The organism is Leptospira saintgironsiae, from assembly GCF_002811765.1.
Classification (GTDB): Bacteria; Spirochaetota; Leptospiria; order Leptospirales; family Leptospiraceae; genus Leptospira_B; species Leptospira_B saintgironsiae.
This window is the reverse complement of record NZ_NPDR01000010.1, coordinates 1-16,596: the sequence shown is the minus strand read 5'-3', so window position 1 is coordinate 16,596 and position 16,596 is coordinate 1. Positions and strand designations below refer to the sequence as shown.

At 39.2% G+C, this 16,596-nt stretch carries 14 protein-coding genes and 2 pseudogenes; 8 read left to right on the top strand and 8 right to left on the bottom strand.

Annotation, left to right across the window (positions count from 1 at the left end; all coding sequences use genetic code 11):
• Positions 1–21 precede the first annotated feature (21 nt).
• Together CH362_RS17030 and lpdA are read left to right on the top strand one after the other, a co-directional pair.
• Entirely contained in the window at positions 22–765 is a 744-nt protein-coding gene (locus CH362_RS17030; RefSeq protein WP_100711522.1) for a class I SAM-dependent DNA methyltransferase, read from the top strand.
• Between the two features lie 57 nt (positions 766–822).
• Complete coding sequence (gene lpdA / locus CH362_RS17025; protein ID WP_100711521.1) at positions 823–2,241, top strand: dihydrolipoyl dehydrogenase; 1,419 nt, start codon at positions 823–825, stop codon at positions 2,239–2,241.
• Positions 2,242–2,247: 6 nt separating this feature from the next.
• On the opposite strand, the gene perRB is transcribed toward lpdA, so the two are convergent.
• Positions 2,248–2,697, bottom strand: coding sequence for a peroxide-responsive transcriptional repressor PerRB (perRB, locus tag CH362_RS17020; protein WP_086449223.1), 450 nt, complete (start codon positions 2,695–2,697; stop codon positions 2,248–2,250).
• 408 nt (positions 2,698–3,105) lie between these two features.
• Here perRB and CH362_RS17015 point away from each other — a divergent pair.
• Positions 3,106–4,410 (top strand): annotated as a pseudogene (locus CH362_RS17015) (sodium:proton antiporter); the annotation flags it as partial.
• Between the two features lie 40 nt (positions 4,411–4,450).
• Here the strand turns inward: CH362_RS17015 and CH362_RS17010 are convergent.
• Both CH362_RS17010 and CH362_RS17005 read right to left on the bottom strand, forming a co-directional pair.
• Positions 4,451–5,464, bottom strand: a complete 1,014-nt coding sequence (locus CH362_RS17010) for a hypothetical protein (protein ID WP_425269079.1) — start codon at positions 5,462–5,464, stop codon at positions 4,451–4,453.
• Positions 5,430–6,044 carry a helix-turn-helix domain-containing protein gene (locus tag CH362_RS17005; RefSeq protein ID WP_100707703.1) on the bottom strand — a complete coding sequence of 205 codons (615 nt, stop codon included), beginning with the start codon at positions 6,042–6,044 and terminating at the stop codon, positions 5,430–5,432. The genes CH362_RS17010 and CH362_RS17005 overlap by 35 nt, the downstream gene beginning before the upstream one ends.
• A 96-nt stretch (positions 6,045–6,140) precedes the next feature.
• On the opposite strand from CH362_RS17005, the gene CH362_RS17000 reads away from it, so the two are divergent.
• A complete protein-coding gene (locus tag CH362_RS17000) occupies positions 6,141–6,848 on the top strand; it encodes an RluA family pseudouridine synthase (protein ID WP_100711518.1) in 708 nt (235 codons plus the stop codon).
• Positions 6,849–6,879: 31 nt separating this feature from the next.
• Entirely contained in the window at positions 6,880–7,725 is an 846-nt protein-coding gene (locus tag CH362_RS16995) for a hypothetical protein (protein WP_100711517.1), read from the top strand.
• A 34-nt stretch (positions 7,726–7,759) separates the two neighbouring features.
• On the opposite strand, the gene CH362_RS16990 is transcribed toward CH362_RS16995, so the two are convergent.
• From CH362_RS16990 to CH362_RS16970, 5 genes are all read right to left on the bottom strand, one after another.
• Positions 7,760–8,578 carry an HAD family hydrolase gene (locus tag CH362_RS16990; protein WP_100711516.1) on the bottom strand — a complete coding sequence of 273 codons (819 nt, stop codon included), beginning with the start codon at positions 8,576–8,578 and terminating at the stop codon, positions 7,760–7,762.
• A gap of 5 nt (positions 8,579–8,583) precedes the next feature.
• Positions 8,584–9,369, bottom strand: coding sequence for a M23 family metallopeptidase (locus CH362_RS16985; protein WP_425269078.1), 786 nt, complete (start codon positions 9,367–9,369; stop codon positions 8,584–8,586).
• Positions 9,370–9,897: 528 nt separating this feature from the next.
• A complete protein-coding gene (locus CH362_RS16980; RefSeq protein WP_100711515.1) occupies positions 9,898–10,311 on the bottom strand; it encodes a thiol-disulfide oxidoreductase DCC family protein in 414 nt (137 codons plus the stop codon).
• Positions 10,312–10,375: 64 nt separating this feature from the next.
• The gene (locus tag CH362_RS16975; protein WP_100711514.1) at positions 10,376–12,532 is read right to left on the bottom strand and encodes an alpha-glucosidase; all 2,157 of its coding nucleotides are present in this window, start codon (positions 12,530–12,532) and stop codon (positions 10,376–10,378) included.
• A gap of 62 nt (positions 12,533–12,594) precedes the next feature.
• Entirely contained in the window at positions 12,595–13,446 is an 852-nt protein-coding gene (locus tag CH362_RS16970) for a sulfurtransferase (protein ID WP_100711513.1), read from the bottom strand.
• A 194-nt stretch (positions 13,447–13,640) separates the two neighbouring features.
• Here CH362_RS16970 and CH362_RS16965 point away from each other — a divergent pair, with 194 nt between their 5' ends.
• From CH362_RS16965 to CH362_RS16955, 3 genes and pseudogenes are all read left to right on the top strand, one after another.
• Positions 13,641–14,525 carry an LIC11113 family protein gene (locus tag CH362_RS16965; RefSeq protein ID WP_100711590.1) on the top strand — a complete coding sequence of 295 codons (885 nt, stop codon included), beginning with the start codon at positions 13,641–13,643 and terminating at the stop codon, positions 14,523–14,525.
• Positions 14,518–15,987 carry a S1C family serine protease gene (locus CH362_RS16960; RefSeq protein WP_100711512.1) on the top strand — a complete coding sequence of 490 codons (1,470 nt, stop codon included), beginning with the start codon at positions 14,518–14,520 and terminating at the stop codon, positions 15,985–15,987. Before CH362_RS16965 ends, CH362_RS16960 begins: the two co-directional genes overlap by 8 nt.
• Positions 15,984–16,596, top strand: a pseudogene (locus tag CH362_RS16955) (PDZ domain-containing protein); the annotation flags it as partial. The gene CH362_RS16960 and the pseudogene CH362_RS16955, both read left to right, overlap by 4 nt.

The following is a 16,596-nucleotide window of genomic DNA, read 5'->3' as shown; positions in this document are numbered from 1 at the left end:
TCCGGCTCAAACGATTTTTCTATGAAACTCTACTCGGAACTGGCAGAATATTACTTCGATATTGAAAAGAACGCTCGAAAATTCGAGATGGAAACCCAGTTTATAGACAGGCTTTTCCGAAAACACAGGGTCCGAAATATTTTGGATCTGGGTTGTGGAACTGGGGAGCATGTTACCCATTTCCAAAGTCTTGGATATAAATCCAGAGGCATAGATTCCTCCATCAAAATGATAGAGGTCGCTAAAAAAAGATACTCCCATTGCAAATTCGAAGTGGGAGCAATGCAATCCTATAAGTCCCAGGAAAAATGGGACGCGATCATCAGTTTATTCGGTTCCTTTAATTATTTATTATCTAATGAAGAAGTAGAAGCGGCTCTCAAAAATCTGGAGCTGAATCTGAAACCAGCAGGTATCGCAGTTTTAGAAGTTTGGAATGCGGAACCTCTTCGCAAGATCAAAAGAAAAGCAATCGGCCCGGTTGCTCAGATCAAAGCCAAAAATACTACCATCCAGAGAAACAGAGGATTTCGTCTAGTCAGGGCGGACCAATCCACAGTAGTTGAAGTAAATTATATCTATAATCTAAATGCAAAAGAGATCAAAGACAAACATTTGATGAGAGCCTACTTTCTAGTGGAATTCCAAAGAATGCTCGCAAAACACAGGATGGAAATCCTGCAGGTCTACTCTAACTACAACGAAGTAAAATTCAAAAGTAACGCGAGTAGAATGATTCTTGTATTAAAGAAAAAAAGTAATTAGAAAATCTTCTTCCCAGAGTCGGAATAAAAATCCAAAATTGCCATCCGGAGGAATGAGATGGCGGAAAACTACGACCTAACTGTGATCGGCGGAGGCCCTGGAGGATATGTGGCTGCCATTCGAGCAGCACAACTCGGATTGAACGTATGTCTAGTGGAAAAAGAAAAACTAGGCGGGGTATGTTTGAACTGGGGTTGTATTCCTACTAAAGCACTTTTAGAATCCGCACATTTATTAGAGTCCATTCGCAAATCAGAATCCTTCGGCCTGAAGGTAGAAAAAGCCTCCCCAGATTTTCCTAATATAATCAAACGTTCCAGAGGTGTTGCAGACACAATGTCTAACGGAGTCGAGTTCTTGATGAAGAAGAATAAGATTTCCGTAAAGAAAGGAAGCGCAGTATTCAAAGATAAAAATACGATCTGGCTTCCGGATACTTCTAAGGAAGAGATACAATCAGAATATTTTATCATAGCAACTGGTGCTAGACCAAAAGAATTTCCAGGACTTCCATTCGATGGGGAAAAGGTTTTATCCAGCAAACATGCAATGATACAGGAATCTCCTCCTAAAACTCTGGCAGTCATTGGTGCAGGAGCAATAGGAATTGAATTTGCAGACTTCTACTCTAGCATGGGAACCCAAGTCACAATCGTAGAGATGCAGGACAAAATCCTTCCATTAGAAGATCCTGAAATATCCAATCTACTTAACCGCTCTTTCACAAAAAGAGGCATTCAAATCCTTACAAGTGTAGGAGTTTCAGAGCCAAAACTGGAATCAGATGGAGTTTCTATTCTTCTAAAAGGAGAAGGGATAGCGCAAGAAGGAGAAAGAAAAAAATTCGATAAGGTATTAGTCGCCATTGGGGTTACTCCAAATACAGAAGGTATTCATCTGGAAGAGATTGGAGTATTTCTTCAAAAAGGATTTATCAAGGTAGATACTAAATTTAAAACCAAGGTCCCGAATATCTACGCAATCGGAGATTGTATCGGAGCTCCTCTACTCGCTCATGTGGCATCTACAGAAGGATTGAAAGCCGCAGAAGCAATCTCCATCCAAAACAAAAATCCTCATGGATTAGTTTACGAACCATTAGATTATCTTAAAATTCCAGCATGCACATACTGCCATCCTGAAGTTGCTTCAGTCGGCCTAAAAGAAGAAGAAGCTAAAAAATCAGGCGTAGATGTTGTAGTAGGAAAATTCCCATTTAGAGCAAACGGTAGAGCACAGGCTCTTGGCGAAGTAGAAGGGATGGTAAAACTAGTAGCTGACCGCAAAACCGGAGAAGTACTAGGAGCCCATTTAATCGGACCAAACGTAACCGAAATTTTAGGAGAGATCAATTTGGGAATGGGATCTGAACTGACTCTAAAAGAAATTGCAGGAAGGATACATGCCCATCCTACACTTTCAGAATCCGTAATGGAAGCAGCAGGACAGGCTTTAGGCGAAGCGATTAATATCTAACTAAGATTAAACAGAAACGTTCGATTCTTCCAAAGATCCGGTGAATAGGATATCCATCTTATTCACTTTAAACTCTTTAGGTAGTTTAGAATCAATTGTTAGAAGTTCCGAGTCCAGATCATGAAATTTACCTGACTTCTCATCGAAGAAGTGAAAATGGTCATCGATATTGCTATCGAATACTGATTTACCTAAACAGGAAAATTTAAATTCTCTTAATAGACCTGCAGATACTAAAACATTTAAAGTATTATAAACGGTTGCTAAACTCATCTTCAAAGAACGTTTATCTACCCATTCTTTTACTTCTTCTGCGGTTGGATGATCCGCTTCACAAAGTACGTATTGGCAAATGGAAATCCTTTGCATGGTCGGTTGTATTGAAACCGATTTTAATCTACTCTCTATTTCGTCCGGAGTCAGGCAGTATTGTTTGTGTTTACCTAAAACAGTCATGGTCGTCGGTTCTCTCTATGGGCCTATATATCTGACGGTCCGAAAGGGCCGAATATAAAGCAAAAAGTCTAGAAGATATGAATTCCTATTAGGATCTTGCAAAAAAGGAAGGATTTATGCAATCCAAAAAAAGGAGTCCAAAAAACCAGAGAAATCATGGATTTTCCTTTGAAACTTATCGGAATCTCTATAACCTGACGAAAAATCTTTGAAAAGCAGAGAATGATGAGAAACAAATTTTTTACTACCCTACTCTTTCTCTCCCTGGTCCTAAACGTTTCCGTATGGGCGGAAACAGGGGTATCCCCTCAAACAAATACACTAGCTCAATCCGAAACGGATGCTGGTCATGGGGAACATGGGAATGGAAACAGCCACCAAGAGACTGCAGCGGCTCATGGTGAGGCAGGAGACGATCTTCCTCTTTGGTCGGTCATTCCTTTCGTTTTAATCCTACTCAGTATTGCACTTCTACCTCTGATCTCTCATACGACTGAGCATTGGTGGGAAAACAATAATAACAAACTTCTTCTTTCCTTAGCTCTTGGAGGAGTTTCTTTCGGGATCTTAATGGCACATAGCTGGGGTGGAAAAATTTTCCACACTATGGTATTTGATTATATTCCGTTTATCATTCTACTCGCGGCATTATTTTATATTTCCGGTGGGATCGTTTTAAAAGGAGATATAGAAGCTACTCCAGTAAATAACACAATCTTCTTGGTTGTGGGAACTTTCCTTGCTTCCTTTATCGGAACCACTGGAGCTTCTATGCTTCTGATCCGACCTCTATTAAAGACCAACTCGGAAAGAAAACATGTGGTCCACACAGTGATCTTCTTTATTTTTTTGGTTTCTAATATTGGCGGTTCCTTAACTCCTCTCGGAGATCCTCCTCTATTCTTAGGTTATCTGCAAGGTGTCCCATTCGTTTGGACATTTAAACTATTCCCTCAGATGATCATCGCTTCCGGGATTTTGCTCGTGATCTATTTTATCTGGGACACGATCATGCACGGAAAAGAAACCAAAAAGGATATCCGTTACGATCATTCTCATAGACAACCTCTTGGGTTAGAAGGCCAAGTAAACTTACTCTGGCTTTTAGGAGTGATCCTTTCAGTAGCTTTCTTGAACCAAAACTATATTCCTGCGATCGAAAAATACCCGTTCCTCGCATTTATTAGAGAAGCAGTATTAGTTGGTCTGATCGTTCTTTCGAAAGTAACATCTGATCCTAAACTGAGAGAAAAGAATAAGTTCACCTTAGGTCCTATTCAAGAGGTTGCTTATCTGTTCATCGGTATCTTCTTAACTATGATCCCTGCGCTCTTGCTTCTGGAACATCATGGAAAAGAATTAGGAATCACAGAAAGATGGCAATTCTTCTGGGTAACAGGTGGATTCTCAGGAGTCCTGGACAATGCTCCAACTTATTTGACATTCTTATCTTTGGCTAAAGGATTATTAGGATTCTCTAATGTAACTCAGATCCTGGCAGATCCTGTAGGCGAAGAATTACTAAAAGCGATTTCCGTGGGTGCAGTATTTATGGGCGCATTGACCTATATAGGTAATGCTCCTAACTTCATGGTAAAATCAGTAGCAGAAGAGAATAAGATCAAAATGCCAAGTTTTGGAGGATATGTGGTGTATTCCTTCCTACTTTTGGTTCCTACCTTCTTACTTTTAACCTGGATCTTCTTCGTCTAAAAGATCCTTTCCTTCTCCGCTTCCTAGAGGCGGAGAAGTTTTACTCTTCCTTAACCGGAACAAACACAACCGAATGAATAGTTTTGGTCCCTGGTGTTCCATCTTCCGTTAGTCTTTGAGTGTACATCACTTCTGCTTTTGTGTTTCTTGCAGGTTTGTACATTATAATTTGATTCACATAATCAAATACCGAAACAGAATAATCGATCACAGTCAAAGCAGCTTGCAAGGGAAGAAATCTGGACCTGCTCAAAGGTTTCATTTCTGTTTCCTGAGGAAGTGCAAGCCACTTATACATTCTAGCAGATCTTCCTATACTTTTTACATTCTCCCATTCCAGTTTTGTTTCCGGAAAGGATGCTTGGACCTGTTTGAAATTTACTCTGACTGGAAGATTTTTTTCTTTGGATTCTCTGAGTGCAGTGGATAATTGAAGATCGAATGTATCTTCATCCAAATATTCTATTTCATTACAGGAAGAAAATACAGTCTCACAGATATCACCATATCTTTTATGAACGAAGAAGATCAGATTGATCTTTCCACTTCCTGGATGATATAGTACTTTTGCGTTATAATCACCTGTCCTCTTGAAATATACACTTCTGTAAATTCTTCGAATAAGGCCCCAGCCTATCAGGCCAACGTCCTTTAAAATTGGAGGATCAGCTATCTCTAATCCGCGGATGGCAATATGTAATTTTTCGATGGCGACTCTTCCATCTCTTTTAGAAATTTCTAATAGAAAATCCCTGAGATCATCCAGTTCATCATCTGCAAGTTTTAGATTTTTTCCGGAAAGATCTACCAAAACCTTTCCGGCATTCTCTTCTAAAAGTTTTCGAACTTCTGATTTTCCACCTTTGGAATTTAATTCATCCAAAGTATAACGAATACAATCTTGTTCGTGACAAGAGATTTGCTCTTCGTACCTGTCGGCACCAAAATAACCTGTAGAAGGATCGGGCGCTTCTGAAAATAGAAGGCCCGGAGTGAGAAATAAACTTAGGACTAAAAGTTTAGTTAGCTTCGTCCGTGTATTCCATGACCAGATACATGAGAGTTTCGGTATCTGTTGGATTGATATATTCGTGGGGAACGTCCGCTCTAAAATATACGGAATCCTTTGCATCCAGTTCTACCACCTTGTCCCCAACACGGAGGCGCAATTTTCCTTGGACCACTACAAGGTTCTCAGTTGTTCCAGCTTTATGAGCTTCTGCAACTTCGATTCCACCTGGTTTTAGGATCAGTTCGTAAAATTCTACCCGTCTGCCTCCGATGAACGGAAACAAGGCACGACTAGAATATACCTTTGAGCTGGAATATAAGACTTTTGTATTCTCTGCTTTTAAGAGAAAAACACCTTCTGTTCCCTTCTCTTTTAGAAGTTCACTGAAAGGAACGTTAAGACCGGTTGCGATCTTCCATAATACTGCAATTGTAGGAACACTTTTACCTTGCTCTATTTGAGAAAGCATGGCCCGGCTCACACCACAACGAGATGCCAATTTGTCTAATGAGAGTCCTTTAGTATGGCGAATTAATTTTAGGTTTTCTTTAACGACTTCTGTTATATGTTCGCTGGAGATGAGTTCCTTCCCATCCAGTTCTTCGGCGTCGGCCTGTTTCATACCTAATTCGTCCAATATAACGGAAGATGTGTCAATCCAATTTCATTCCTTTCAAAAGAGGATGATCAAATTAGAGAAGAACAGGCAGGAGAACAAATGAGGGAAACCAAGCCTAAATTCCAGGCTCCTGAGTATCCTATCCACAAATGGTACGAGAAGGGGTTCCTACTCGCTGTAGAAAAACCAGCTGGGATCCCTGTCCATGCTACATTCGATCCAAACCGTCCGAACCTGGAAGATCTTGTAAGGCAACAGGAGAAGGAGCCTGAATTAAGATTACTTCACAGACTTGATCGAGATACAAGTGGCATACTATTATTCTGCAAAGAACCATCCAAAAATAAAGAAGCGGATTCAATCTTAGCAGTTTCGGAAAAAACATATTTGGCCGTTTCTGTTGGAATTCCAACAGAGAAAGAATTCAGAGTTGAGTGCTTTTTAAAAGATGGAAAAGGAAAAGTAAGTTCAGTTCGTTCAGGTGGAAAAAAAGCGATCACTGATTTTACTGTTCTTTCTTATTCAAAGGAGAAGAACATCTCTTTGATTGCCGCAAAATTAGTTACAGGAAGAAGGCACCAGATCCGATTTCATCTATCTTCTATCGGAACTCCTATCTTAGGAGATGAAATTTATACTGATACTTCTATTAAAAGTTTAGTTTCTAAACCAAAACGTTTTTTATTACATTCCTATCTTCTAAAGTTCAGAAACGAATTCGAAGAAGATATTAAAATTGTTTCAGAGCTTCCCGCGGATTTTCAACCTTATATACGCTTTTTTTCTGGCATACGATTCCCAGAATAAGTAAGCTGGTCCTCACTTCCGGGAGGCGAAAATGAGTGAGTCTATAGCATTGATCATAGGTGGATCAGGAGCAGCAGGCCATAGCGCCATTGAAGCGATCAGAGAATATTCTTCCAAAACAGGACAAACTTGGAAGGTCTACTCCACTACCTCGGGAGAATCTCAAGTACAAGGGTCAGACAAAACTATTCCACTCATCAAATTAGAAGAGCCTGAACAAGCAGTTTCGAATATTCAGAAATTCTTAAATAATGAAAATGCAAAAGTGGATTTATTAATTTATACACCTGCCAGAGGAAACTTAGGATATCCAGTATCCGAAACACCTGACGAAGATATTATAGCCACTGCTAAATTCTGTTTAGATCCAATGTTGGACTTGGAGAAAAAGTTAAATCCAAGGATTACAGTTGGATATTCTGCATATTATTATCTTCCCCACTTACTTACATTTTACGGTTCTTTAGCATTTATCAAAAAGAAAATGGAAGAATGGGCAGTCCAAAAACCTGATTCCAGAAAGATCATCCGTGCAGGAACTTTTTTCAGCCAAAGTGTAAGAGGGATCACGATCATTCTGCAAAGACTTGCAAAATCTTCTCCTCATCCTGATTTACAAAAATTGATGGAAGAACAAAAAACCTCAGGTAAAAAGTTCGGAGACTTCTTCATTGATTATATCCAGCAAAAGGAAAATCAAAGTTTTGGAAAAAACTTCCCATCGATTCCATATAGGATTACCGAACCGAAAGATCTGAAAATTGCATTGCTTAAAATTTTAGAAGGAGAGAAGGCACCGATCGTTTCCTTAGTAGGAGATTGGATCTGGACAGAAGACAAACTTCCAGAAATGCCTGAGTATTTGAAAAAAAGATAATTTCACACAGAGTTCACGGAGAGCACAGAGTTTTTTATAGGGGGATCGTTTTCCAGTTCTTCACGGATTGGATAAGAGTCCCTGTAGGTGGGACCTTCTTCTTGCCTCTATCTAAAAATATACTATTGGATCTTCCATGAGATAGCATAGGGAAATCATTCTCTGAATCTCCGAATGCAATATCATATCCTTGGTTTCCGTTGGCAAGATTGACTAATTCTACTTTTCCGATCCCGTAAGTGAAAGGTTCTATCAGATCCTGGCTTAAGATTCCATTCTTTTCGACAAGTCTCATACCAAGCACATTCTCTTTAGGAATTCCCCATTTTTCTGAGACCACTTGTATCACAGGTTCAGGAGAAGCAGTTACGATCCAAATTTTAGTCCCGATCTTCTCCAGTTCTTTTACAAGTTCAGACATAGGGGCAAATGCTTGGACCGCATGGGAGCTCGTATCCGACTGATGCCTTTCCCAAACAAGTTTTGCAGTATCTTGTAAATCTTTAGCAGATCTTCCTGAAAAGATCCAGGTGGACCATCTATAGGCGATCCCTAAGCCTTCTTTCTCTATTTTGGATTCGTAATATTTCCAGATCTCGTCCATGAAGGCCTGAGTATCAGTCTTACGCAAAGTTTCCAATTTTTCAGAAATTTCGGGCTCAGGAAAAAAAGGGGAAAGTGACTGGATCCAAGGAACTCCTGCTCTTAGAAGTTCGCACATAACTTCTTCTCCGAAATCACCTCGGACAAGAGTATTATCAAAATCGAATAGAGCTGTTTTGAATTTCCGACCGGTCAGGTTCTCTTCTAAATAGGAAAAGATTTCGGAAGACCAGTCGGAATTAGAGAACAATGTGATTATTGTTGGATGGTTTCTTTTGCAATCGCAACTTGGGATTCTTTATCCGCTAAGAAAGGAGGAAGATAATGTTCAGGGTTTAGCACCACGTTCTGATAACGAACTTCGAAGTGAACATGAGGTCCAGTCGTGTGTCCTGTGTTACCCGAAAGTGCAAGCACCTGCCCTTTTTTAACTTTATCACCTTGCTTTACGAAAAGAAGAGAATTATGAGCGTATAATGTTTGGATCCCATTGATCTGAGGATGAGAAAGAACTACTCTCAGTCCATATCCACCATCTCTTTTAGAATCTGATACCACTCCGTCAGCTGCTGCGATCACTACAGAGCCGTTTGGACAAGCAATGTCCACACCAGCATGAAGTGCGTTCCAACGTCTTCCCAATCTGGAAGTTACTCTGGAATATTTGAAGCTTAAAGGCCAGATCAACTCTCTGGCATCAGAGGTGAAGATCTCTCTTCCTTTGTCCTCTAATAGTAAATTGCGTGTATAATTTGCGTTATAAGGGAAGAATACCGGCTCTGAATTTTGGATTTTTCCGCTATCATGGATGCCGTTCAGAAGACGAACTTCTCTTTCTGACGTTCCGAATTTATGGTAAAGATCTTCTAAGGATTCTTTTACTTTTCCTGGAACAATCCAGATCCCTTCTCTTGATTGATAGGTTTGGATGAATTGGTTATCTACCTTTACTTCTTCCAAATATGTATTTGCGAAAGATTTCCAGGAAAGGAATATAAGGGCGGATGCGCCGACTAGCGAAAGAATAGTTTTTCTTTTCATTTGGTTCTTTCCTTTTTGCGCCGCCAAAAATTCTCTTAAAAAACGGGTATTGCTTTTAAGATCGGCAGTAAATTTCCGAAAGTTCAACCTATCCTCCTGGTCCATAATCTTGGGACAAGGATTTTTCTCCACCCAAATCCAGGGGATTTAACGATATCAAACGAATTCGACCGAATCCTAATGAAATTAATTATTTTAATCCCTATTCTATCAATTTTTAGCATATTTTAATAGATTTTCTGCGTTTTTGCGAGGTGCCACATATAGAGTCCCGAAAAAATGCAAACTTACTGAAAAGTTTTCAGAAATTTAGGGAAAGTTTCGTCGTGGCTGAACCTGGAAACATGGATGGAATAGACATAAAGTGAGGCACTTAATGGCCAGATTTTGTGCGGGTTTTCTAAGTTTTTGGAGAAAATAACCTTTAAGGTTGAACAGGAAAGGGTTCGCACGGAGGACACAGAGTATACTATCGGAAACTCTACACGCCACGCCCTCTGTGTCCTCCGTGAGCTCTGTGCGAATACCCTATCCTAAGATTCTTTCTTTTAGTTCCGGGGTTGGCATTCTGCAGGATTCTCTTTTTCCGAAGAGTCTATATCTGTTTTTTGCAATTAGATCATATAGAAGATCACGGATCGGTCTTGGGATCATATAACTGAGTTTTAAAATTTTCCAGAAGCCACCCAGTTTGCCGCAGATTTCGATGATTGCATTTGATTTGATATGAATTTCTTTCCCATCCCAGAAAAGAATACTGTCTATACCTCGGATTTTTTCTTCCAAGGTTTGGACCTGAATTAGGTTTTCTGCATATTCAGATTGAAGGCTCGCAAATTTTAATCGTTTATGCTTGTCCAAATCCAAAAGTACATTTACTGCACCGTTGCATAAATTGCAAACTCCATCAAATAGTACAATTGGATCTGTAAATTCTGACAAAAGGCCCTTCTTCTTTTATTTAGACGGTTTAGAAGTTTTGTTATTCAAATAAAACCGCATATACTCAGTTCTTTTTGAAAGTGGAAAGTGCAGATTTTAGTTTTTCATACCAAATACCTTTCTTTTTCAAGAAGATGGCAGGAGATCCTATTGGAGCAGATGTTTCTATCCAAACGCCTCCCTGGAATGTTTTGCCTGTCCAAACATGTTCCCATTCTCCCTTAGGTAGATACCCTTTCACTGTATCTTCTCCTTTTTCTAAAACTGGGATTACAAGTAGATCCTCTCCGAGTAAGAATTGGTTTTGTAAATCTCTGGTACTATTGTCTTCAGGATAAGAAAGATAAAGGGGTCGTAAAACCGGCAGTCCCGATTCACTTGCTTCTTTGTTTAGAAATTTGAAATATTCTTTTAATGCGAGATGCATCTGTCCGTATCTTGCAAATTCTTTTATTGTGTCTGGATCGGAATATGGTTGGTGGTTTTTCCCTGGCCTGTTTCCTTCATGAGTTCTAAAAACTGGAGTGAATACATTCAATTCTGACCAACGTAAAAACAATTCTTTTGATCTGAAATAATCTTTAATAGGACTCGGGATGGTAGTGTATCCGCCTATATCGCTATGATTTAAACTAAGTCCAGACATTCCCCCACTCAATATTCCGATCAGAGATGATACGATCCCATCATGTCTTCCCCAACTTACCATCTGGTCCCCTGCCCAAAAGGAAGTGGAATATTTATTAGAATAACTGTAACCTGCACGAGTGAAAAATACGATCTGCCCTTCTTTTCCCGCTTCTTGGATGGCTTCTCTATTTAACCTTGCCCATTCTACTGGATATCGATTATGATAGATCTCTGCAGATTCTTTAGAGAATAATACTGCATCCGTAGGCAACCATTCTCCAAAATCTGCCATCCAGCCTGAGAGTCCGTTACCTATTAGATTTTGTTTGATTATATTTTTGATCCAGGTCCGAGTTTTAGGATTTGTAAGATCGAGTAATCCTGCAGGAAATCCCGCAGTTTGGACTATATAATCTTTTCCTTCTTTATCTTTTACTAAATAATTATTTTTGACCGCGTCTTCGAATAGAGGCCCTTCTGTAGCAAGCATAGGATTGATATATCCTAAAACCTGAATATTCTTTTGGTTCAATTCTTTTACGAAGTTTTTGAAATCAGGATATCTGGTCTCATCCGGAAACCATTTCCACCAAAGTTGGGAGCCAAATACTGTCTTTCTTTGTCCTACCCAGTCTTGGATCCAAAGTGCGCTAATCGGATTTCCAGCTTGTTTTGCTTCTTCTATCTTTTCTAATACAACTGATTTTCCGCCTTGGATCCCAAGCCAGGTTCCATAAGCCCAATCAGGTAAATTCGGAAATCTTCCGGTATGAGAAGTGTATTGTTTTAGAATTTCTTTAGGATTTGCAGCTTTCCAGGACTTAACATTCAGTCCTCTTTCTCTGAATTCTATTGCAATTTCGGAATCTTCTTCAAAGTCGAAAACTGAATAAGAACTATTTTCAAAGAAGAATGCTCTGTTTCGAGAAGTGAGGAAAAATGGAATGGGAGTATAAGTGCTGTATTCATTTCCGCCAGCGCCTTCTAATAATTCTGCTCCCCAGGTAATCGGTTGGTCTCCCCTTCCCACTCCTTGTTCTTCAGAGAATAAAAAAGGTTTTTTTCCTTTTAGGTTTAGATGAGAAAATTGTTCACCAAGTCCATAGATACTTTCTCTTTCGTCCGATTTGAATTTTATAAATGTACGATTTAATTCTGGGTTAGAAATTTCTACCTTCCAATCTAATCCGGAATTGGAAGAAGATACGAATCGAATTGAGTAAGATGTCTCACAATTTTTTCCGGTAAGTTTTCCTTTTAGTATTAATGCACCAGATTCTAATCCAAGACTTTCAATCGTTTGAGATCCACATTCTAATAAGATCTTATCTTTGATCTTGAATGTTGCCTTTCTATAATTTACGATCTGTTCTCCTTTTGCAGAAGAAAGAAATGGATCTTGGACGGAAAATTCTAGGATCCTACCTTTGGAAGTAATGAACGATAGTTCAGTCGGTAGAAATACAGCTTTGACCCCGTTGCCAAGATCGAATTCTTGAGGAGGAATGGAAAATGGAGAGATTTTTTCAAATCTGGATCCACAATCCAATAAAAATGCGAATAGTATGCTGATAATAAAAAAGAACCTCATCGTTATTCCTCTTAGAAACTAACGAGAGATTCTTTTAATAAGCCTTAGAAGTCTTTCTTTTTTTAACTTTTTCTGTCTACACCGCCGACTCTTGGTGCAGAAGCTCCTGCCCCAGTCTGTCCGTAAATATTCGCTGCTTGTTTAGGTAGATTGGATTTTCTCCATTCAAACCAAGAACCAACATAAACGTTCACGTCGTTGTATCCTACTTCTTTGAGCATCATTGCGAGCAAGGACGATCTTGCTCCGTTATAATCATAGATAACAGTGGTCCTTTCTGGCATGAAAGGGAAACCTCTTAACTTTTTATTGAAGAAGGTTTTGTCCACGAGCTCACCGTTCGCGTCATACAACATTCTCCAATCCCAAAGGAAAGCACCTGGCAATCTTCCGCAAAGACTTCCTGGTTCAGGAGCAGTCAAACGTGGAAGTTTCCCATCGTATTCTTCTGGTGTGCGAGTATCGAAAATTTGGAGTCTAGTCAGGTTCTTTTCTAAGAAAGCTTTATCTATCACTCCTTCCAGTTTACGGACTTTGGAAGAAGGACCTATATCTAATTCTTTAGAACCTTTTTCCTTTGCTCCATCCACAGGCCAACGTTGTCCTATCAAAAACGCATTTTGAAAACCTGCGCATCTCAATAGGAAAACGAGTCTGGATGCGAACATCCCCATTCCTTCGTCGAAAACCAAAATTCTGGACTTCTCTTCTTTTTTAGCGATAGCAAGTATCTCTTCGATCGGGCCCAATAATTTTTTGGAAGAGTCCGGATCAGAAGCAAAAGCCTTTTTGACGAATGGAAAATAATACGCACCCTTTAAGGTGGATTCCTGATATTGCGCTTGGGAGCGACAATCGATGAATAAGTCCTGCTTTTCGTTCAGGTCGGTTTTAAGAAAACTCCAGTGAGACAAGATGAATACCGTTATATTTTTTACTCTTAGTTTTAACCATATTCCAGAGTCCCGTTTAAGAGTTTAACTTTTTTTTGGTATTCTTGGAATTTCGAGACATAATCATAAGAATTCTACGGAAATTCCTCTTCTATTTTCAGATCTGTCAAATCCGCTTTTTCCCGAACCGATAATAATTAAGAATGTTTTCCCCGATGCAGAATATTTTCCATTTAAGAACGAAAAGACTCCTTCTTTCTTTTGTGAGCCTGGGAGTTTTATTGTTTTTTTCCGTTTTTATTCCGGATTCTGGAAGTTTCGCAGAAGAAGCTCAGCTCCAAAAGACAAATTCCCGGATTGGAGACTTTGCTGAGAAAGAATTTCAGGAAGCTTGGAGAAAATACTCCAAAGAAAAAGACGCGAGGCCTTTGAAAGAATGGTTCAAACAACATGGAACCGTTCATATTGGCGAGTGTAAGTTCAGATCTCTTCCTGAAATGGAAGAATTACAGGTTCTTTATTTGGATTGTCCTGGAAAAAAACTGAATGGTTTCTTTTATTCGGGAGAAGAAAGATTACGCTCTCCTGAAAAAATCGATTCCTTCAGAGTGAAAGGCCCAGTTAAGTTAGGCAAAGTTGTTTATTGGGAGCTTGAATTTTCTGGGGAGAATTTAAAAGCAGCGAGTTCCAAATCAATGCCTGGTGATAAGTCCAATCCAGAAACTAAACTAGTAGACAAAGCCTCCACTGTGAATTTTAGTCTGCAATATTTTTTAAGTATTGCCAAACACCCGATAGATCGCCCCACCCCTAAAGGAAAAGAGATCTTTTTTGATTCTTCCTGCCCTCTTCTTTATTTGGGGAAGGATGCAGATTTTTATTGGGATAAATCTTTGTATTATTCTTTCCAGGCAAGTTGTTTACCAGATTCTCCTTATTCCTGGATCAGGATCAAAGCCGATCTGAGCGGAAATGTTTTAGTGGATAACCAACCAACTGAAGAACTCCAAGAAGGAGCACGTTACCTGGCAAAATTGAAATTAGAATCAGTAGAAAAGGATAAAATTGTATGGTCCGACGCGGAGTTGTTTCATGAATAAGTTTTGGATACTTCGCGCAGGGATAGTCATAATTTTTAGTTTTCCTGTATTTTCTCAAACAAATGGAAACTCCGATCTTAAAACATTATTGAATGGTGTTGTTATCGTTAGAAGCGATATTTATCCGGATGCAACTGATCCTTTGGAATTCGGGGACCAGGATCTGTCCAGAGATGTGGGCTCAGGTTTCATTATTGCAGGAAATAGAATATTAACAAATGCTCATGTGATCTCAGAATCCAAGTATTTGAAGGTAAAACGTTTTAATAGCAGCAAATATTATAACGCAAAAGTAGAATTTATCGGTTTCGACTGTGATCTAGCCTTGATCTCAGTCGAAGACGAAGAATTTTTTTCCACTGTAGAACCTCTGGAAATCGCAGATGAATCCCCTTCTCTCGGAAGTAATCTTTTGATGTTAGGGTATCCGGAGGGTGCAGAAAATCTCACCTTGGAGAATGGACTCGTCAATCGTGTAGAAAGGCTCAGATATTCTTTTACAGGCTTAGATTACAGAAAAGTAATCCGTGTAGGTGCAAATATTCTTCCTGGATATTCAGGTGGGCCAGCTATCCAAAATGGAAAAGTGGCGGGGATCATTTTCGAGGTAAGCCAAATCCAAGGAAATACTGCATATCTTATTCCGCCAGAAGTGGTACAACATTTCTTAAAAGATATACAAGACGGGCAATACGATGGGTTTCCATTCGTAGGTTTTACTTTCCAAAATGGGAATTCTGAGTCCGTAAAAAAATACCTTGGAGTTCCTCAGAATCTGCAAGGTGTACTTGTGAATAAGGTATATCCGAATTCTTCTTTTTCGGATGTTTTGCAAACTGATGATTTTTTGTATAAGGTAGATGAGGCATATCTAAATAATGAAGGTGGCCTTCTGGAATTTACTGGGAGAACAATCGTAGATCTGATTGAGCCTGGTTTTGTAGGCCAAAAACTGACTCTGTATTTTTATAGAAATGGAAAAAACTTCAAGATCCAAGCAGAACTAAAAAAAACAGATTCTCTTGAATTGTATAGAGATCGTCAGATCAGAAGTTTTTTAGGAGCAGGACTTTTATTCCAACCAGTAAACCGTGCGTTATTTGGTAAAGAAAGCCAAAGAGTAGAAACTGCACTCAGATACCATTACAGTTATTTTATACAGGATGACCTTTTCAAATTTACGGAAAGAGATTTGATCTTAACCACTTTATTCCCAGATCCTCTTAACTCTAAATATTTAAATTATCGTTTTAAAATATTAGAATCCATTAATGGAAAAACCCCTGCTAATATTTCTGAATTTAAAGACTATTGGAAAAAATTCTCCAATGGAACCTTAGTTTTAAAATTTAGAGGTGTTGGACTTCCTTTGGTTCTGGATGCCAAAACTGTTAGGACAATAGACTTAAGGGTCAGAAAAAGATTCGATATCAAGTCTGACGAATCCAAGGAGGGAAAATGAGATCTCATAAATTAGTATTCCTTCTAATCTTCTCACTGTTAGGATTTTTAGAAAATTTAGAAGCTAAAGCAGATTCAGAATTTTCACTTCTGGTCCACTTTAGGAAGTATTCTCATCATAATCCTTTCCAGAAAGGAACTCCATACCAGAAAAAGATCTCTGCAATCCGTTTGGATGAAAGAACTGCACTCGCACTTTTAAAACCAGGAGAAGTTCCTCTATTTGCGGAAATCCATCCTGAAGAATCCGCGGGAAGAAAAGCATATTTCCAAAAAGTAGATCTGGATACTGGACTTGGTATCGTTCTCCTTCCTGAGAACTTTGGAAGATCTAAAAAGGCCTCCCCTATCGCCTTATTGGAAGAAGGTGCCAGAACTTTAGGGACATGTTCCTCCTTCTTCACAAATTTTGAATGGGGAAGTTTAGAATTTTCTAAATCAATTTTACCTCTTTCTAAACTTTCCAGAAAGGAAAATCAAGACGGGACCAGGAGTTTTCTTTTTTCAGGTAAAAAAGTCTGTGGATTTACCGACGGAACACCTGGAACGCAGGTGCGGACCTTCTTCGTAGATTTTACCAGAGTAGATTTTCTTCTGCTTCTCCTTTTCC